This is a genomic window from Mycolicibacter heraklionensis, assembly GCF_019645815.1.
Lineage (GTDB): Bacteria > Actinomycetota > Actinomycetes > Mycobacteriales > Mycobacteriaceae > Mycobacterium > Mycobacterium heraklionense.
In genome coordinates, this window is record NZ_CP080997.1 from 910,068 (window position 1) to 927,500 (window position 17,433).

Consider the following 17,433-nt stretch of genomic DNA (forward strand, 5'->3'; position numbering starts at 1 on the left):
CGCTGCGCTCAGAGCCGCTCTACCACCCAGTCCACGCACTGGGTCAGAGCGCTCACGTCGTCGGGCTCCACCGCCGGGAACATCGCGACCCGCAGCTGGTTGCGGCCCAGCTTGCGGTAGGGCTCGGTGTCGACGATGCCGTTGGCCCGCAGCACCTTGGCCACCGCGGCCGCGTCCACCTCGTCAACGAAGTCGATGGTGCCCACCACCTGCGAGCGTAACGCCGGGTCGGCGACGAACGGCGTGGTGAACGGCCGCTCCTCGGCCCATGAGTACAGCCGCTGCGACGAGTCCGCGGTGCGCTTGACCGCCCAGTCCAGCCCGCCGTTGCCCAGCATCCAGTCCAGCTGCTCGGCCAGCAGCGCCAGGGTGGCGATCGCCGGAGTGTTGTAGGTCTGATTCTTGGTGCTGTTGTCCACCGCGATCGGCAGCGACAGGAACTCCGGCACCCACCGGCCGGACGCGGCGATCGCCTCGATGCGGGCCAGGGCGGCCGGGCTCATGATGGCCAGCCACAGCCCACCGTCGGAGGCGAAGTTCTTCTGCGGCGCGAAGTAGTAGGCATCGACCTCGGTGATGTCGACCGGCAGTCCGCCGGCACCGGACGTCGCGTCGATGACGACCAGGGCGTCGCCCGAGCTGCTGGGCCGGCGCACCGGCACCGCCACCCCGGTCGAGGTCTCGTTGTGCGCCCAGGCGATCACGTCGACCGACGGGTCGGACTGCGGCTCGGGGGCGCTGCCCGCGTCGGCCTTGATGACGATCGGATCGCCGACGAAGGGATTCTTGGCCACCGCCGAGGCGAACTTCGCGCTGAACTCGCCGTAGGTCAGGTGCAGCGACCGCTTGTCGACCAGCCCGAACGCCGCGGCGTCCCAGAACGCCGTGGAGCCGCCGTTGCCCAGGACCACTTCGTAGCCGTCGGGCACCGAGAACAGTTCGCGCAACCCGGAGCGGACGCGGCCGACCAAGTCTTTGACCGGCGCCTGACGGTGGGAGGTGCCGAACAGCGGCGCCGCCGTGGTGACCAGCGCGTTCAACTGCTCAGGGCGGACCTTCGACGGCCCACAGCCGAACCGTCCGTCAGCGGGCTTGATGGTGTCCGGGATCGTGAGCTGCTCAGCCATGGCCTCTAGCGTAGACAGCGGCCGGCGGGCGTCCGCAGGCCAGGTTTATTGTGATGTGGATCACCTGGAGCGCTCGACACCTGTCACGCCCACAGTGTTGATCCGGAGTCTGGACGGGTACCCAGTACCTGCGGTACCGTTGTACATAAGCCTGGTAAATGTAAACGACTGGTGGAGGTGTCTCCGATGGCTCAGAAAGCCGCTCGAACCCGCATCGTGCGCCGGTGGCGAGCCAACATGGAAGTGACCGACGACGCGAACTACGTCGAGATCCTCAACACCTTGTCGGAAGGTTCGGTGCGCCGGAACTTCAATCCGTACACCGACATCGACTGGGACACCCCCGAGTTCAAGGTCACCGAAAACGACCCGCGCTGGATCCTGCCGGGCACCGACCCGATCGGCCGGCACTGGTGGTACCAGTCGCAGCCCGAGGACGTCCAGATCAAGATCGGCATGTGGCGCCAGGCCAACGTCGCCAAGGTCGGGCTGCACTTCGAGTCCATCCTGATCCGCGGCCTGATGGAGTACGCGTTCTGGGTGCCCAACGGCTCACCGGAGTACCGCTACTGCCTGCACGAGGCGGTGGAAGAGTGCAACCACACCATGATGTTCCAAGAGATGGTGAACCACATCGGCGCCGACGTGCCCGGCATGCCGCGGTTGCTGAAGTGGGTGCAGCCGTTTATCCCGCTGGTCGCCGGACCGCTGCCGATCCCGTTCTGGTTCGGCATCCTGGCCGGCGAGGAGCCCATCGACCACATCCAGAAGGCCATCCTTCGGGAGGGCAAGACCCTGCACCCGATCATGGAGCGGGTGATGGCCATTCACGTGGCCGAGGAAGCGCGGCACATCTCGTTCGCGCACGAATACCTGCACAAGCGCATTCCGAACCTGCCGCGTCGCAAGCGGTTCTGGCTGTCGCTGTACGTTCCGATCGTCATGCGGATCCTGTGTTCGGCGATCGTGGTGCCGCCCAAGGCGTTCTGGACCGAGTTCGACATTCCGCACGAGGTCCGTAAGGACATCTTCTTCCGCTCGGCAGAAGCTCGTCAGATGCTGCAGGACATGTTCGGTGACGTCCGGATGCTGTGTCACGACACCGGTTTGATGAACCCGGTCGCCAAGCTGGTGTGGCGGATCTGCCGGATCCACGGCGCTCCGTCCCGGTTCCGCAGCCAGCCGCAGCGCGCGCACCTCACGCCCGTTGCCGCTTCGGTCGCGTAGCGCGCGCTCAGGTCATGCCGCACGTAATTACCCAGGCGTGTTGTAACGACGCCTCGTGTGTGTTCGCCTGCCCGGTCAACTGCATTCACCCCACGCCGGACGAGCCCGACTTCGCCACGTCGGAGATGCTCTACATCGACCCCGACGCGTGTGTGGACTGCGGTGCCTGCGTGCGGGCCTGCCCGGTCGACGCGATCGTCCCGCATACCAAGGCGCTGGCCGAACAGTTGCCGTTCGTGGAGATCAACAGGTCCTTCTACCCGGAACGACCTGAAGGGGTGAAGCTGCCGCCGACCTCCAAGCTGGCGCCCATCCTGCCGGCCGCCGAGCTGCATCAGCGCGGCAAATATCCGCTGACCGTGGCTATCGTCGGCTCCGGCCCGGCGGCCATGTACGCGGCCGACGAGCTGCTGACTCAGCAGGGCGTGCTGGTCAATATGTTCGAGAAGCTGCCCACCCCTTACGGTTTGGTGCGTGCCGGCGTCGCCCCGGATCACCAGCGCACCAAGCTGGCCACCCGGCTGTTCGATGAGATCTCCTGGCGCCGTGGTTTCCAGTTCTTCCTCAACGTGGAGGTGGGCAAGCACCTGAGCCACGCGGACCTGCTGCAGCACCACCACGCCGTGCTCTACGCCTCGGGTGCGCTGCACGACCGGCGGCTCGAGATCGACGGCATGGGTTTGCCCGGAACGGGCACGGCCACCGAGATCGTCGGCTGGTACAACGGCCATCCCGAGTTCACCGACCTGCCAGTCGATCTCAGCCACGAGCGGGTGGTGATCGTGGGTAACGGCAACGTAGCCCTCGATGTGGCGCGCATCCTCACCGCCGACCCGGACCGGCTGGCCCACACCGACATCGCCGACTACGCACTGGCAGCGCTGCGTGACTCGGCGGTCCAGGAAGTGGTGATCGTCGCCCGGCGCGGTCCCATTTCGTCCGCGTTCACGCTGCCCGAATTGGTGGGGCTCACGCAGACCGCCGAGGTGGTGCTCGACACCGAAGACCATGTCCGGGTACGCGATGACCTGGCGACCGTCCAGGACAACTTGACCCGGCAGAAACTGGAGATACTGACCAAGTTAGGAGACGCCTCGGCGCCGATCACCCGCCCGCGGATCCGATTCGCCTACGAGTTGACCCCGGGTCGAGTCCTCGGTGAGGACCGTTGCAGCGCAGTGGAGTTCACTGTCACCGGGACCGACCAGGTGCGACGCATCGACGCCGGAATGGTGCTGTCTTCGATCGGCTACCACGGAACGCCCATCGCCGACCTGCCGTTCGACGACGCTGCCGGCGTCGTCCCGAACGAGGGCGGCCGCGTCATTGACCCGGCGACCGGCGAGCGAGTTCCGGGAGCCTACGTGTCGGGCTGGATCAAGCGCGGTACCAACGGTTTCATCGGCTCCAACAAGTCCGACTCGCTCAAGACGATCCAGACTCTGGCCGCTGACTACAACGCAGGCCTGCTGACCGAGCCGATAGCCGGGCCGCGTGCGATCGCCCGAATGGTGCACGCCCACCAGCCCGACGTGATCGACGCCGCCGGCTGGAAGGCGATCGACAAAGCAGAGATCGCCCGTGGCGAAGCGCAAGACCGGCCGCGGGTGAAGTTCACTCGAGTGCCGGACATGCTCGACGTGGTCAAGGATCACTCGGACCTGCCGCTGCTGCAGAACCTGCTCGGCGCACTGAAACGGCACTGACCCGCCGAACCCCACCGGCCCCGCCGAGCGTGTACTCAGGGCGAAAAATCGCAGAATCTCGCCCTGGTTACACGTTCGGCGCAAGGACAGCCGGGTCAGCTTTTGGTGACGTGTTCCCAGCCCGCAACGGATTCCGCGCTGCGCGGCCCCGGGCCCACGTAGATCGCCGATGGGCGCACCAGCTTGCCCAGCCGCTTCTGCTCCATGATGTGGGCGCACCAGCCCGCGGTGCGGCCACAGGTGAACATCGCCGGCATCATCGCCGCGGGCACCTCGGCGAAGTCGAGGATCACCGCCGCCCAGAACTCCACGTTGGTCTCGATGGCCCGGTCCGGGCGACGCTCCCGCAGCTCGGCCAGCGCCGCCTGTTCCAGCGCCGCAGCCACCTCGAAACGCGGGGCCGCCAGTCGCTTGGCGGTGGCCCGCAGCACCCGGGCGCGCGGGTCCTCGGCGCGGTATACCCGGTGGCCGAAGCCCATCAGCTTCTCGCGCCGGTCCAGGATGCCCTTGACCACCGCGCGCGCGTCACCGGTGCGCTCCGCCTCGGCGATCATCGGTACCACCCGTGCCGGGGCGCCGCCGTGCAGCGGGCCGCTCATGGCGCCGATCGCGCCGGACAGCGCTGCGCCGACGTCGGCGCCGGTGGAGGCGATCACCCGGGCGGTGAAGGTCGAAGCGTTCATTCCGTGCTCGGCCGCTGACACCCAGTAGGCGTCGATCGCCTCGGTGTGACGCGGGTCGGGCTCACCGCGCCAGCGGGTCATGAACCGCTCTGTGATGGTGGTGCACCTGTCGATCGCCTGCTGCGACACCGCGGACGCCTGCCCACGGGCCGACTGTGCGACGTAGGACAGCACCATCACCGACGCGCGGGCCAGCTGGTCGCGGGCGGTGGCGTCGTCGGTGTCCAGCAACGGCTTAAAGCCCCACTGCGGGGCCAGCATCGCCACCCCAGCCTGGGCGTCGACCCGGACGTCGCCGGTGCGTATCGGCAGCTCCAGCGGTTCGGCGGGCGCCAGCGGACGGTTGAAGTCGCCGTCGACCAGCAGGGCCCACACGTCGCCGAAGCCGACCTTGCCGGCCAGGTCCTCGATGTCGACGCCGCGGTAGCGAAGCGCCCCGCCGTCCTTGTCCGGTTCAGCGATTTCGGTAGTGAAGGCCACCGTGCCTTCCAAGCCGGCGACAAAGTTCTCCGGGACCGCAGCAGTCATACACCGGATTCTTCCACCCCGGTGCCGAGCCGTTGCTACCGGCCGGTAACGAGGGCTGGTCTGCGGCGAGGCGTAGCGTTGGGCGGTGCACAGGACGGGCCCAGACAACGAGCACCTGGCGGCGATGCGAGTGGAATACCAGGAGAAGGACAACAGCGGCGACCTCGACGCGGACTGGCTCGAGGCGGGCTGGGAGGTTTTGCTGCGCAACTGGATCGGCGACGCCGAGCGCGCCGGGATAGCCGAACCCAACGCCATGGTGCTGGCGACGGTCGAGGGCGGCCGCCCGGTCAGCCGCTCGGTGCTGTGCAAGAACCTCGACGAGAACGGCGTGACGTTCTTCACCGACTCCGACTCCGCCAAGGCCGCTGAGCTGGCCGCGACGCCCTACGCATCGGCGACGTTTCCCTGGTATCAGCTGGGCCGCCAAGTCCACATTCGAGGACCGGTCACCCAGCTCGCCGAATCGGTCAGCGCCGAGTACTGGGCGCACCGACCGCGGGCGTCCCAGTTGGGTTTCTGCGCGTCGCAGCAGTCGCAGCCGATCGCGTCGCGGGCCGCACTGCTGGCGCAGTTGGACGCGGTGACGGCCCAATTCTCCGGGGCCGAGTCGATCCCCGCGCCGCCGAACTGGCGCGGCTATCGGATCGCTCCCGAGGTGGTGGAGTTCTGGCAGGGCCGGGAAGGCCGGTTGCACAACCGGATTCGGGTGACCGGCGGGCGGGTGGAGCGGCTCCAGCCGTGAGTCCGGTGCCGCCGCGGTGAGGATCTTCGCCGACACCACCCCGCTGCGCAGCCCCGACTTTCGGCGGTTGTGGCTGGCCGGCATCCCGACTGTTATCGGGGCGAACCTGACCATCTTCGCGGTGCCGGTGCAGATCTATGCGCTGACCCGAAGCTCGGCCTACGTCGGGTTGTCCGGACTTTTCGCGTTGGTGCCGTTGATCGTCTTCGGACTGCTCGGCGGCGCGTGGGCCGACGCCATGGACCGCCGCAAGCTGCTGATCATCGCCTCCTGCGGGCTGGCGGTGGCTTCGCTGCTGTTGTGGGTGCAGGCCGCGGCTGCTTTCGACAACGTGTGGGTCGTGCTCGGACTGCTGGGCGTGCAGCAGGGGTTCTATGCGGTCAATTCCCCGACCCGGTCCGCGGCGATTCCGCGGCTGGTGGCCGGCCACGATCTGCCCGCCGCCAATTCGCTGAACATGACCGTCATGCAGTTCGGGGCGATCGTCGGCCCGCTGCTGGCCGGGCTGCTGCTCGGCTGGGTGGATCTGTCCACTCTGTACCTGATCGACACCGTGACCTGCATCTTCCCGATCTGGGCGACATTCCGGCTGGCTCCCATGCCACCGGTCGACTCGGCCGGCCCGTCCAGTTTCGGGATCGCGGCCGTGCTGGACGGATTCCGTTACCTGGCCGGCAACACCGTGGTGCTGATGTCGTTCGTCGTGGACCTGATCGCGATGATCCTCGGCATGCCCAGGGCGCTGTTCCCGCAGATCGCGAGCGCGGACTTCGGCGGGCCGGTCGAGGGCGGCACCACCATGGCCCTGCTGGCCGCGGCGATGTCGGGCGGGGCGGTGCTGGGCGGGGTGTTCTCGGGATGGCTGCCGCGGATCACCCGTCAGGGCCTGGCCGTGGTGGCTGCGATCGTGGTCTGGGGCGTTGCCATGATCGGCTTCGGGCTCGCGGTCGGCCACGGCGGAGGACATGCCGGCCGAGCGCTGTGGGTGGCGCTGGTGTTCCTGGCAGTCGGCGGCGCCGCGGACATGGTTTCGGCGGCCTTCCGATCGACGATGCTGCAGCAGGCCGCATCCGACGAGATCCGCGGCCGGCTGCAGGGGGTGTTCACCGTGATCGTCGCCGGCGGCCCCCGGCTCGCCGATGCCGTGCACGGTGCCGCCGGCGCAGTGGTGGGGACGGCCGCGGCGTCCGCCGGTGGCGGGGCCCTGGTGGTGGTGGGCGTGGTGCTTGCGGCCCTGGCAGCGCCCGCATTCCTGCGCTATCACCGGCCCGGTGATGTACGCCGGCCACCGTCACCGGAACGCCGATAGGAGATACCCCGGCCCCGGGCGGGCGCGCCGGCCCGGAACCGACTACCTTTTCCTATACACGTCCTATACGCCCAATCTGGTCAGCCGAATAGCGCAAAGGGGTTCCTTGTGGCCGCAACCGATGACACCGCCACTCTCCGGTATCCGGGCGGCGAGCTAGAACTGCCGATCGTCAAGGCGACCGAGGGGTCCGACGCGCTCGCCATCGGTTCGCTGCTCGCCAAGACCGGATACACCACGTTCGACAATGGCTATGCCAACACCTCACCGGTCAAGAGCGCCATCACCTACATCGACGGAGACGCCGGCATCCTGCGTTACCGCGGCTACCCGATCGAGCAGCTGGCCGAGAAGTCGACCTTTATCGAGGTCAGCTACCTGCTGATCTACGGCGAGCTGCCCACGTCCGAACAGTTGGCCGCGTTCACCGGCCGGATTCAGCGGCACACCATGCTGCACGAGGACCTGAAGCGGTTCTTCGACGGCTTCCCCCGCAACGCCCACCCGATGCCGGTGCTCTCCAGCGTGGTCAACGCGCTGAGCGCCTACTACCAGGACTCACTGGACCCGTCGGACAACGACCAGGTTGAGCTGTCGACCATCCGGCTGCTGGGCAAGCTGCCCACCATCGCCGCCTATGCCTACAAAAAGTCGGCCGGCCAGCCGTTCCTGTACCCGGACAACTCGCTGAGCCTGGTGGAGAACTTCCTGCGGATGACGTTCGGCCTGCCTGCCGAGCCCTACGAGGCCGACCCCGAGGTGGTCCGCGCCCTGGACATGTTGTTCATCCTGCACGCCGACCACGAGCAGAACTGCTCGACGTCGACGGTGCGGCTGGTGGGTTCCTCGCGGGCCAACCTGTTCACCTCGATCTCCGGTGGCATCAACGCGCTGTGGGGCCCGCTGCACGGCGGCGCCAACCAGGCGGTGCTGGAGATGCTGGAGCAGATCCGCGACGAGCAGAACGGCAACGTCACCGACTTCGTGCGCAAGGTCAAGAACCGCGAAGACGGCGTCAAGCTGATGGGCTTCGGTCACCGGGTCTACAAGAACTACGACCCGCGGGCGCGCATCGTCAAGGAGCAGGCCGACAAGATCCTCGGCAAGCTCGGCGGTGACGACGAGCTGCTCAACATCGCCAAGGACCTCGAAGAGGCCGCGTTGACCGATGACTACTTCGTCGAGCGCAAGCTCTACCCGAACGTCGACTTCTACACCGGCCTGATCTACCGGGCGATCGGTTTCCCGGCCCAGATGTTCACGGTGCTGTTCGCCCTGGGCCGGCTGCCCGGCTGGATCGCGCACTGGCGCGAGATGCACGACGAGGGCGACAGCAAGATCGGCCGGCCCCGTCAGATCTACACCGGCTACACCGAGCGCGACTACGTCGGCATCGGCGGACGATAACCACCATGACGAATCCGGCCAAGCCGCAGATCACCGTTCCGACCGGCCCGGCACCCGCCGAACTGGTCATCGAGGACATCGTCGTCGGGGAGGGCCCCGCGGCCGTACCCGGTGGGGTCGTCAACGTGCACTACCTCGGTGTCGACTACGACAGCGGCGCGGAGTTCGACAGTTCGTGGAACCGCGGCGAATCGCTGGAATTTCCGCTGGACGGGCTCATTGCCGGCTGGCAGGACGGCATCCCGGGAATGAAGGTGGGCGGCCGCCGTCAGCTGGTGATCCCGCCGGAGCTGGCCTACGGGCCGGACGGAACCGGGCACCCGCTGGCCGGCAAGACTCTGGTTTTTGTGATCGACCTGCTCGGCACCCGCTGAGTGCGTGCCCGGCTGATCGGCGCGGCGCTGGTAACGGTGCTGCTCGCTGCGATCGGTTACGGCCTGCTCGAACGCGCGCACCAACCCATCGGGGTCCCGCAGCCCGCCGCTGGGCCGACAGCGTCGGTCCCGGTGTCAGTGATCCGTCGCGGCAGTGAGATCACCCTGGCCGGTGACGTGGCCGATCCTGCGGCCAAACGAGAGCTGTTGGACGCGGTGATCACCGCCAGCGACGACGTCACCGTCGTCGACCAACTCGGTGTGGCACCCGGAGCGGCGGCCGTGGACTTCTCGGTCGCGGCACCGGTGTTCGAGGCGGCCGCGGGTATCGGCGATTTCACCTTGGGGATCAACGGCGACACCGTCACGCTGGGCGGGACCGCGGCGAAGGCGGACGAGGCGGCGGCCGTTCAGACCGCGGCCGAGGACGCCTGGCCGCGGGCCCATATCGTCAACGAGCTCGTGGCCAGCTCTCCGGGCGGGGGGAAGTCCACCAATAACGACTAATTGCCTCCATTGACAAATCGAAACTCCTACACTCGCGGTGTCCTGGACTCGCGGGTGTTTTTCGGTCTTCAAGGAGGATCCATGCCGGGCTCAGAAAATCGCACTGTGACTGGCTGGCGAAAGGTCTCGCGGTTCTACCGCCGGCCTCCCGGCTTCGGCTGGCTCTTGGCCCTGGTGACAATTCCGTTGCTACTGGCGCTGATCGGCTACGGAATAACGGATCGCTCCAAACTCGACATCAACGCGCCGAATATCAATGCACCGAATGTCGCCGCGCCGTCGGTACCGAGTGTGAGCCTGCCGGCGTTGTCCTTCGCCCCGCTGGCGATTCTGCGCAACGGCAACGTCGTCACTCTCAACGGAGACGTGCCTGATATCGCCACGCGAACCGGACTGCTCGACATGCTCAAGGGCGTGTTCGGCAGCGGGATCGAACTCGTCGACAACCTGAACATCAAACCCGGCGTCAAGGTGCCCGACGTGGCCGCGCTCGGATCGTTGTTCAAAGCCGCGGTGACCATGCCGGACTTCAAATTCAAGATCGACGGCGACACCGTCACGCTGATCGGCACCGCGGCGTCCGAGGCGGTCAAGTCCGCCGTGACGGCGGCTGCGAAGGCGGCGTGGCCGAACCTCAACCTACTCAACAACATTCAGGTCTCGACTGAGGAGGCCCAGGCGGCCCCCAGCGCACCTGAGAGCCCGACGCCCACGCCGACACCGACGCCGGCCCCGGCGCCCGCACCATCGGGTAGCGCACCGGCGCAGACGCCGGCTCCGGGCCCGGCCGGTGACTGCGGCAACCTGCAGGCCGACATCACCGCGTTGATGAGCACGCCGGTCAGGTTCGTCACCAACGGCTACACGCTGGCGGTGGGCACCCAGCAGCAATTGAGCCGGGTGGCGGAGAAGTTGAAGGGATGCCACAACGCCCGCGTAGCGGTCAACGGCTACACCGACAACACCGGCAATGACGGCATCAACGTGCCGTTGAGCACCGCGCGCGCCAAGTCCGTCGCTGACTTCCTGGTGTCGCAGGGTGTCCCCGCCGACAGCGTCACGTCGAAGGGGTTCGGATCGGCCGACCCGGTCGCCAGCAACGCGACACCGGACGGCCGTGCCCAAAACCGTCGCGTCGCGATCACCGTTAGCTAAGGAGAATCTGCAATGGATTTCGTCATTCACTGGCTGTGGTATCTGCTGGCATTCGCGGTGGGCTCGGCGGTCGCCTGGTTGCTGACCATCGTCTCGATTCGCCGCACCAGCAAGGAAGAAGCCCTCGCGGCGCTTCCCGGCTCGCGTGAGATAGGAGCCCACTGATGCACGGCGTCAATTGCTGGTTGATGGGACTGTCATTTCTGCTGGGTCTGTTGTTGACCTTCGCTTTCACCATCCGGCGGGTCAAACGCGAGGTACCGGTGTCGGCGACCCTGGGTGCCGCCGGCGCCGCGGCCGGCGCACCCACAGCCCCCATCCCGTCCGCCGGTGCGGGCACCGGCGCGGGCTCGACGGCCAAGCTCACCGGCGGCACGCTTCCCTCGGAAGCCGAGACCACCACGATGGCGGTCGGCGGAGCGCCCTACGGCGTGGGCTCGGCACGCGCGGGTGCCGGCGGGGTCGGCCCGACCGGCTGGACGATCAAGGGCAACGAGGACTCGATGCTCTACCACACCACGGACAGCCCCTGGTATGACCAGACGATCGCCGAGGTGTGGTTCGCGGAGGAGAGGGCCGCCGAGGCAGCCGGATTCACCCGCTGGGACAAGGGCAGGGCGAAAGGCGGCGGTGCGGCCAAGCTGGTCGGCGGGGTCGAGGAGGTGCCGCCCGGGCCCTACGGTCCCGGGTCGACCAAGGCCGGCCCCGGCGGCAGCGGTCCGATCGGCTGGACGGTCAAGGGCAACGAGGACTCGATGCTCTACCACGGTCCGGCGAGCCCGGCCTACGACGCGACGGTCGCCGAAGTGTGGTTCAAGGACGAGGAGACGGCCGCAGCGGCCGGCTTCGCCCGTTGGGACAGTTGGCGCAAGAAGAAGAAGTAACGCCGCCGGTGAGGTCTGCTGACAGTTGAAACCTCACCGGTGTGCCCACCATGTCCCCGTGCTGTGACCAGCAGGGTTGAGTCGCCGCTGCGCTAACCCGGGGCCGCCGGGCCGAATTCCCTTAGGTCTTGTGCGGCGGGTTCCGCGGGCGTACCGTACCTAGTACTTACAGTACTAGGTACTGAACGTCTGACTAAGGCGGTCATCATGGCGAACGGGCATTCGGGCAAAGCCGCGGTCGCGGCCGCCCCGGCAGGCGCCAAGCCCAGCTACCCCAAGACTCGGCGGCTCCGCTTCAACTTCGGGGAAGGTGCTGCGTCCGGCAAATACTTCGTCGACGACGACATCGTGTTCAGTCACTTCGTGGCTGGGCTCTCGGGTGGTTTCCCGCCGGGGGAGGAAGGTTTCATCCGATCGGTGCGGCATTTCACCGATCAGATCTCGGATCCGGTGTTGAAGAAGCGGGTGGCCGGATTCATCGGCCAGGAATCCACGCATGGGCAGGAGCATCGTCGGCTGAACGACAAACTTGTCGCCATGGGATATCCCATCGCGTGGTGGGATTCGGAGCCGATGGAGAAAAGACTGCTCTGGCTCGAACGCCGGCTGGGCCGTTATGGGCATCTGGCGCTGACCGCGGCCGCGGAGCATTACACCGCCGTTCTTGCACAACGCATCCTCTCCAGCGACGAACTGCAGGAGATTCCGGGCGACGCGGAAGTATGGAACCTGCTGAACTGGCATGCGCTGGAAGAACTTGAACACAAATCGGTGGCGTTCGACGTCTATCGCGCGATGGGCGGTTCGGAGCGTGTCCGTATCGAGGTGATGGCGGTGCTTGGCGTCGTCACGCTCCCGATCGTCGTGACGGCCTTGGCGGTATCGCTGGCCCGCGACCCGAACGCCCGACGACAGCCGCTGCGGCTGGTCCGCGAAGCCCATGCACTGTTCCGCGGGCCGATATTCAAGGGTGCCGCACGTGAACTGGCGAAGTACCTGCGGCCGGGATTCCACCCGGATGACATCGATACCGGCCGGATCCTCGACCAGTGGCGGCGCGAGCTTTTCGGCGCCGATGGCGTTTTGGTGGATCACCTGAAATAACCCGTCCAGCGCGGCCCAAGGAGAGGGATACATGGTTGCCAACCGGCTAACGACAGTCACCCAAGCTGCAGCGCCTGCGCCCCCGTACCCCAAGGTACGGCGGATCAAGTTCCATTTCGGGGAACCGCAACCGATGAATCACCACTTCGTCGAGGGTGACATCGTGTTCAGCCACCTGGTGGCAATGCTGTCGGCGGTGTTTCCGCCCGGGGAGGAGTCCTTCATCCGGTCGGTTCGCAGGTTTGCCGATCGGGTCACCGATCCCACGTTGAAGAAGCGGGTGGCGGCGTTCATCGGCCAGGAGTCGGTCCACGGCCAGCAGCATCGGGCGCTCAACGAGAAGCTCATCGCGATGGGATATTCGTTGGTGCGACTCTTCACGTTCCCGCATGACAGCAGGCGTCAGCGAATGATCCTGCGATTCGAGAACCGGACACCGGGGCTGGTCCATCTGGCGATGACCGCCGCCGCGGAGCACTACACGGCGACGCTGGCCGACCGGGTGCTGTCGCGCAAGGAGATTCAGGCCATCCCCGGTGATCCCGAAGTGTGGAACCTGCTCAACTGGCATGCGACCGAGGAACTGGAACACAAGTCGGTGGCGTTCGACGTGTATCGGACGGTCGGCGGCCCGGAGTGGATCCGGATCGGGGTGATGGCCGTGATGTACGAGGTGACCATTCCCATCACCACGGCGCTGGTGATGATGTCCATCCTAACCGATCGGCGTGGCTGGCGTCCGATCAAAGTGCTGCGCCAGACCTACGGCGTGTTCCGCGGCCCGCTGGTCAAGGGGCTGATGGCAGACCTGCGCGTCTACATGAGACCCGGCTTCCATCCCGACGACGTCGACACCGATCAGCTGGTTGCGCAGTGGCGAGACGATCTGTTCGGCGCCCAGGGCGCCCTGGTGGATCACCTCAAGTGAAGATCAACGGATTCCGGCCGCGGCTGGTGGTGGTCACCGGCGCCGGCAGCGGTATCGGACGTGCCACGGCGATCAAACTCGGCAAGCTGGGCGCCCATGTGGTGGTGTCCGACATCGACGCGGAGGCGGCGTCGGCTACCGCGGCGACCATCCGCGGCAACGGGCACAAGGCCTCGGCAGCACAACTCGACGTCACCGACGCTGACGCATGGGAGGTGTTCGCCCTTGACGTGCTCGCCGAACACGGGTGCGCCGATCTGCTGGTCAACAATGCCGGCATGCTGGTGGCCGGCCCGTTTCTTCAGCTCAGCCCGGAAGACTGGGACCGCCAGCTGAAAGTCAACCTGATGGGAGTGGTTCACGGCTGCCGGGTTTTCGGTGCGCAGATGGTCGAGCGGGGCAGCGGCCACATCGTCAACATCGCCTCGGCGGCGGCATTCACCCCGACTTCGGTGATGGCCCCGTACTCGGTGTCCAAGGCGGGGGTCAAGATGCTGACCGAATGCCTGCGGCTAGAGCTCGGGCCAAAAGGTGTCGGGGTCAGCGCCATCTGTCCGGGCGTGATCAACACCAGCATCGGCGAAAACTCGGTAACCGTCGGCGTCGACGAAGAACTGAAGGAGCGCGGTATCGCGGCCCAACGGAAGTTGCAAGAACTCGCCGAAAGCCTTCCGTTCGCTCCGATGAGTCCTGATCTCGTTGCCCGGGCCGTGGTGCGGGCCGCGCGGTTCGATCTCGCGATCGTGCCGGTGCGCACCGAGGCCTGGCTGGGCTACTTCATGCTGCGTATCGCACCCGGTGTCAATCGACGCATGGCTCAGCCGTTCTCGGTGGAGACGCTGGAGAAACTCGGCGCGCGGTTCTTGGATCGGCTAGGAAAGCGAATACCACAATTGCGGTAAGGCATGAGCGAGGTAGCGGGTTCATGCGGATTACCATGGCAGTCATGTCGACGGATGCGGCTTCTGGCCGCGGGCGGCTGCCCGCATTGACGGGAGACGCTCGGAGCGATCGTTGGCGTGAGCACCGGGCCGCGGTGCAGGCTGACTTGATCGAAGCCACCCTTCGCGCAATCGAAAAGTACGGTCCGGACCTGTCTATCGACGATGTCGTCAAGACTGCCGAAGTGCCCCGCCCGAAGCTGTATCGATTCTTTGGGGACAAGGACACCCTTTTCCGGGCAGCGGCTGCACGGGTGCAGGAACTGGTTATCGAGCACGTGGTGCCGCGCTTCGACTTTGCCGGCACCGCGCAGCAGATGGTCCGCTCGGCATTGACCGCCTATGTCGACTTGGTGGATGAGCGGCCCAACCTCTTTCGATTTCTGGTCGGCTCCCATTTCCGGGACGGGCGTTCTGCGACCGATCTGATCGACGGAGGCCGACCGCTGTCGGACGCGACGGTTGGCGTCTGGGCGCAGATCATCGGCGCCCGCAGCGGCGACAGTACGAACCTGGAATACGTTGTCGACGCCGCTCTCGGGGCGGTGGCGCTGGGCGTGCTGCGTTGGCTGAACACCCCGACAATCAGCAAAGCCGTGCTGGTGGAACAGCTCAGCACTTTCCTCTGGGGCGCGCTGTCCGCGACCGCAGCCGCACGGGGGGTTGTCTTCGATCCCGACGAGAAGCTGCTGAGGACGAATTAGCGCGGCGGCGGCAGCCGCAGCAGCAGGCGCACCCCGCCGAGCGGGCTGTCTTCCAAAGACGCTGTGCCGCCGTGTAATTCGGCCTGCTGAGCCACCAGCGCCAACCCGAGACCGGACCCCGAGTGTGACGCCGTCGATCCCCGGGAGAACCGCTCGAAGACGACGCGGCGCTCTTCCTCGGGGACCCCGCCGCCGTTGTCGTCGATGGCGATCTCGACGCCTTCGCGTGAGGTGACCGCCGACAACTGCACCTGGGTCGCACCGCCGTGCTTGACCGCGTTGGCGATCGCGTTGTCCACGGCCAGCCGCAGGCCCGCCGGCAACCCGACGATGATGCAGGTCGGCGACGGCACCAACGAGACATTCAGGTCGGGGAAGACCCGCATCGCGTCGTGGGCCGCCCGGTCGAGCAGATCGGTGATGTCCACCGGCACGTGATCGTCGGAGGTGGACAATTCGCCCTGCGCGAGGCGCTCCAGGGCCGACAGCGTCGCCTCGATCCGCGTCTGGGTCCGCACCACGTCGTTGAGAACTTCCTTGCGCTGGTCGTCGGGCAGATCCAGGGTGGTCAGCACCTCGAGGTTGGTGCGCATCGCGGTCAGCGGGGTGCGCAGCTCATGGGAGGAGACCGCGGCGAAGTCGCGTGCGGAGGCCAGCGCCTCCTTGGTCCGGTCCTGCTCGGTCCAGATCCGCTGCAGCATGCCGCGCATCGCCTCGGCGATCTCGACCGCCTCGGTGGCGCCGCGCACCTCGATGTCGGGTCGTTCGTCGCCGGCGTCGATCGATCGGGCCTGCTGCGCCAGCCGCCGCAGGGGGCGCACCGCGAACGCCGTCAGCAGCCAGCCCAACAGCGCGGCCGCGCCGATCGCGGCCGTACAGAGCAGGATCACCCGGCGGTGCAGGTTGTTGGTGTCGGCGAGGGTGGCGTCGTAGGTGGCGCCGACGGCCAGCGACCGCGGCCCCGGGCCGGGGATGTCGACGGTGCGCACCCGGTAGCGCACGCCGTCGATCTCGGTGTCGGCGTAGCCCGGCTCCAGTTCCGGCAGCACCACCGCGGAGTTCGACGTCACTTCGTTGGCCCGCCGCAGCGTGATGACCGCGTCGCTGGCACCGGCCGATCGGGGCAGTTCACCCAAGCCGATCAGCGGGACGGTCAGGCCGGCCGCCTCGTCGAGCCGCCGGTCCAGCCAATACTTACGGTCATTGGTGATACCGACCCACACGATGGCGCCGATGATGACCGTCACGATCGCGGTGCCGATCGCCGTCGCCAGCATCACCCGGGTCCGCAGTGACGGTGTCCTGGCGAAGATGCGCCGCAGCAGCTTCATGGCGTTCATGGTGGTCCTCACTGCGTTCGCAGGACGAAGCCGACCCCGCGCACGGTGTGCAGCAGCCGCGGAGCGCCACCGGCCTCCAGCTTGCGTCGCAGATAGCCGATGAACACGTCGACGACGTTGGTGTCGGCGGCGAAGTCGTAGCCCCAGACCAGCTCGAGGAGCTGCGCCCGCGACAACACCGCGGTCTTGTGTTCGGCGAGCACGGCCAACAGGTCGAACTCCCGCTTGGTCAGGTCCACGTCGACACCCTTGACCCGGGCGCGGCGGCCCGGGATGTCGACCTCCAGCGGACCCACCGTGATGGTCTCCGAGGAGGAACTGGCCGCCGACCCGCGCCGCCGCAGCATCGCTCGCACCCGGGCCACCAGCTCGGCAAGCACGAACGGCTTGACCAGGTAGTCGTCGGCGCCGGCCTCCAGCCCGGCTACCCGGTCGTCGACCGAACTGCGGGCGGACAACACGCAGACCGGCACGTCGTCACCCATCGCCCGCAGCGCCGTCACCACACTGACGCCGTCGAGCACCGGCATGTTGATGTCGAGCACGATGGCGTCGGGACGAGCCTCCTTGGCGCTGCGCAACGCCTCGGCGCCGTCGGCCGCCGTCGCCACCTCGAAACCGGACAGTCGCAGTCCGCGTTCCAGCGAGGCGAGCACATCGGAGTCGTCGTCGACGACCAAGACTCGGGGTGAGGCAGCGGCGTTGTCCATGACCGCCATTTTGCCTGAACGTGGCCGTTAAGCGCGGGACGTGCCGCGGGTCGC

18 protein-coding genes are annotated in these 17,433 nt (G+C 67.1%); 14 read left to right on the plus strand and 4 right to left on the minus strand.

Going from position 1 to position 17,433, the window contains the following annotated elements; all coding sequences use genetic code 11:
* Positions 1 to 8 precede the first annotated feature (8 nt).
* Positions 9 to 1,127 (minus strand): phosphoserine transaminase, encoded by a 1,119-nt coding sequence (serC, locus tag K3U94_RS04385; RefSeq protein WP_220695704.1) that lies wholly within the window; start codon positions 1,125 to 1,127, stop codon positions 9 to 11.
* A gap of 186 nt (positions 1,128 to 1,313) precedes the next feature.
* On the opposite strand from serC, the gene K3U94_RS04390 reads away from it, so the two are divergent.
* Both K3U94_RS04390 and K3U94_RS04395 read left to right on the plus strand, forming a co-directional pair.
* Positions 1,314 to 2,354 carry an AurF N-oxygenase family protein gene (locus K3U94_RS04390; protein ID WP_220695705.1) on the plus strand — a complete coding sequence of 347 codons (1,041 nt, stop codon included), beginning with the start codon at positions 1,314 to 1,316 and terminating at the stop codon, positions 2,352 to 2,354.
* A gap of 14 nt (positions 2,355 to 2,368) precedes the next feature.
* Positions 2,369 to 4,060 carry an FAD-dependent oxidoreductase gene (locus K3U94_RS04395; protein WP_220695706.1) on the plus strand — a complete coding sequence of 564 codons (1,692 nt, stop codon included), beginning with the start codon at positions 2,369 to 2,371 and terminating at the stop codon, positions 4,058 to 4,060.
* Positions 4,061 to 4,155: 95 nt separating this feature from the next.
* Here the strand turns inward: K3U94_RS04395 and K3U94_RS04400 are convergent, their stop codons facing one another.
* Complete coding sequence (locus tag K3U94_RS04400) at positions 4,156 to 5,271, minus strand: citrate synthase 2 (protein ID WP_220695707.1); 1,116 nt, start codon at positions 5,269 to 5,271, stop codon at positions 4,156 to 4,158.
* Positions 5,272 to 5,356: 85 nt separating this feature from the next.
* Here K3U94_RS04400 and pdxH point away from each other — a divergent pair, with 85 nt between their 5' ends.
* The 12 genes from pdxH (at position 5,357) to K3U94_RS04460 (ending at position 15,329) form a co-directional block, all read left to right on the plus strand.
* Positions 5,357 to 6,016 carry a pyridoxamine 5'-phosphate oxidase gene (gene pdxH / locus K3U94_RS04405; protein WP_267878345.1) on the plus strand — a complete coding sequence of 220 codons (660 nt, stop codon included), beginning with the start codon at positions 5,357 to 5,359 and terminating at the stop codon, positions 6,014 to 6,016.
* A gap of 16 nt (positions 6,017 to 6,032) precedes the next feature.
* On the plus strand, positions 6,033 to 7,325 hold the full coding sequence (locus K3U94_RS04410) for an MFS transporter (protein ID WP_220695708.1): 1,293 nt from the start codon (positions 6,033 to 6,035) through the stop codon (positions 7,323 to 7,325).
* Positions 7,326 to 7,433: 108 nt separating this feature from the next.
* Positions 7,434 to 8,732: a citrate synthase gene (locus K3U94_RS04415; protein WP_047317522.1), complete on the plus strand. Its 1,299-nt coding sequence runs from the start codon at positions 7,434 to 7,436 to the stop codon at positions 8,730 to 8,732.
* Between the two features lie 5 nt (positions 8,733 to 8,737).
* Positions 8,738 to 9,106 (plus strand): FKBP-type peptidyl-prolyl cis-trans isomerase, encoded by a 369-nt coding sequence (locus K3U94_RS04420; RefSeq protein WP_047317521.1) that lies wholly within the window; start codon positions 8,738 to 8,740, stop codon positions 9,104 to 9,106.
* The gene (gene arfA, locus K3U94_RS04425; protein ID WP_220695709.1) at positions 9,107 to 9,613 is read left to right on the plus strand and encodes a channel-forming protein ArfA/OmpATb; all 507 of its coding nucleotides are present in this window, start codon (positions 9,107 to 9,109) and stop codon (positions 9,611 to 9,613) included. It begins immediately after the preceding gene.
* Positions 9,614 to 9,694: 81 nt separating this feature from the next.
* Complete coding sequence (gene arfA / locus K3U94_RS24050) at positions 9,695 to 10,768, plus strand: channel-forming protein ArfA/OmpATb (RefSeq protein ID WP_434084904.1); 1,074 nt, start codon at positions 9,695 to 9,697, stop codon at positions 10,766 to 10,768.
* A 12-nt stretch (positions 10,769 to 10,780) separates the two neighbouring features.
* Positions 10,781 to 10,933 (plus strand): channel accessory protein ArfB, encoded by a 153-nt coding sequence (arfB, locus tag K3U94_RS04435; RefSeq protein WP_047317518.1) that lies wholly within the window; start codon positions 10,781 to 10,783, stop codon positions 10,931 to 10,933.
* Positions 10,933 to 11,652, plus strand: coding sequence for a channel accessory protein ArfC, sunset domain variant (gene arfC, locus K3U94_RS23525; RefSeq protein WP_230987402.1), 720 nt, complete (start codon positions 10,933 to 10,935; stop codon positions 11,650 to 11,652). The genes arfB and arfC overlap by 1 nt, the downstream gene beginning before the upstream one ends.
* 207 nt (positions 11,653 to 11,859) lie before the next feature.
* Complete coding sequence (locus K3U94_RS04445; protein WP_220695710.1) at positions 11,860 to 12,756, plus strand: metal-dependent hydrolase; 897 nt, start codon at positions 11,860 to 11,862, stop codon at positions 12,754 to 12,756.
* 31 nt (positions 12,757 to 12,787) lie between these two features.
* Positions 12,788 to 13,684, plus strand: coding sequence for a metal-dependent hydrolase (locus tag K3U94_RS04450; protein WP_220695711.1), 897 nt, complete (start codon positions 12,788 to 12,790; stop codon positions 13,682 to 13,684).
* Positions 13,681 to 14,586 (plus strand): SDR family NAD(P)-dependent oxidoreductase, encoded by a 906-nt coding sequence (locus tag K3U94_RS04455; RefSeq protein ID WP_220695712.1) that lies wholly within the window; start codon positions 13,681 to 13,683, stop codon positions 14,584 to 14,586. Before K3U94_RS04450 ends, K3U94_RS04455 begins: the two co-directional genes overlap by 4 nt.
* A gap of 44 nt (positions 14,587 to 14,630) precedes the next feature.
* Positions 14,631 to 15,329 (plus strand): TetR/AcrR family transcriptional regulator, encoded by a 699-nt coding sequence (locus tag K3U94_RS04460; protein WP_220695713.1) that lies wholly within the window; start codon positions 14,631 to 14,633, stop codon positions 15,327 to 15,329.
* On the opposite strand, the gene K3U94_RS04465 is transcribed toward K3U94_RS04460, so the two are convergent.
* Together K3U94_RS04465 and K3U94_RS04470 are read right to left on the minus strand one after the other, a co-directional pair.
* On the minus strand, positions 15,326 to 16,660 hold the full coding sequence (locus K3U94_RS04465; protein ID WP_047317721.1) for a sensor histidine kinase: 1,335 nt from the start codon (positions 16,658 to 16,660) through the stop codon (positions 15,326 to 15,328). The genes K3U94_RS04460 and K3U94_RS04465 overlap by 4 nt on opposite strands.
* A 17-nt stretch (positions 16,661 to 16,677) precedes the next feature.
* Positions 16,678 to 17,379: a response regulator transcription factor gene (locus K3U94_RS04470; protein ID WP_109413587.1), complete on the minus strand. Its 702-nt coding sequence runs from the start codon at positions 17,377 to 17,379 to the stop codon at positions 16,678 to 16,680.
* Positions 17,380 to 17,433 lie beyond the last annotated feature (54 nt).

Excerpts from the sequence above, each read along its gene's own strand:
- serC (WP_220695704.1), bottom strand. The coding sequence starts at position 1,127 with ATGGCTGAGCAGCTCACGATCCCGGACACCATCAAGCCCGCTGACGGA.
- K3U94_RS04390 (WP_220695705.1), top strand. The coding sequence starts at position 1,314 with ATGGCTCAGAAAGCCGCTCGAACCCGCATCGTGCGCCGGTGGCGAGCC.
- K3U94_RS04470 (WP_109413587.1), bottom strand. The coding sequence starts at position 17,379 with ATGGACAACGCCGCTGCCTCACCCCGAGTCTTGGTCGTCGACGACGAC.
- arfB (WP_047317518.1), top strand. The coding sequence starts at position 10,781 with ATGGATTTCGTCATTCACTGGCTGTGGTATCTGCTGGCATTCGCGGTG.
- K3U94_RS04465 (WP_047317721.1), bottom strand. The coding sequence starts at position 16,660 with ATGAAGCTGCTGCGGCGCATCTTCGCCAGGACACCGTCACTGCGGACC.
- K3U94_RS04445 (WP_220695710.1), top strand. The coding sequence starts at position 11,860 with ATGGCGAACGGGCATTCGGGCAAAGCCGCGGTCGCGGCCGCCCCGGCA.
- arfC (WP_230987402.1), top strand. The coding sequence starts at position 10,933 with ATGCACGGCGTCAATTGCTGGTTGATGGGACTGTCATTTCTGCTGGGT.
- K3U94_RS04460 (WP_220695713.1), top strand. The coding sequence starts at position 14,631 with ATGTCGACGGATGCGGCTTCTGGCCGCGGGCGGCTGCCCGCATTGACG.
- K3U94_RS04395 (WP_220695706.1), top strand. The coding sequence starts at position 2,369 with ATGCCGCACGTAATTACCCAGGCGTGTTGTAACGACGCCTCGTGTGTG.
- arfA (WP_434084904.1), top strand. The coding sequence starts at position 9,695 with ATGCCGGGCTCAGAAAATCGCACTGTGACTGGCTGGCGAAAGGTCTCG.
- K3U94_RS04400 (WP_220695707.1), bottom strand. The coding sequence starts at position 5,271 with ATGACTGCTGCGGTCCCGGAGAACTTTGTCGCCGGCTTGGAAGGCACG.
- K3U94_RS04420 (WP_047317521.1), top strand. The coding sequence starts at position 8,738 with ATGACGAATCCGGCCAAGCCGCAGATCACCGTTCCGACCGGCCCGGCA.
- K3U94_RS04450 (WP_220695711.1), top strand. The coding sequence starts at position 12,788 with ATGGTTGCCAACCGGCTAACGACAGTCACCCAAGCTGCAGCGCCTGCG.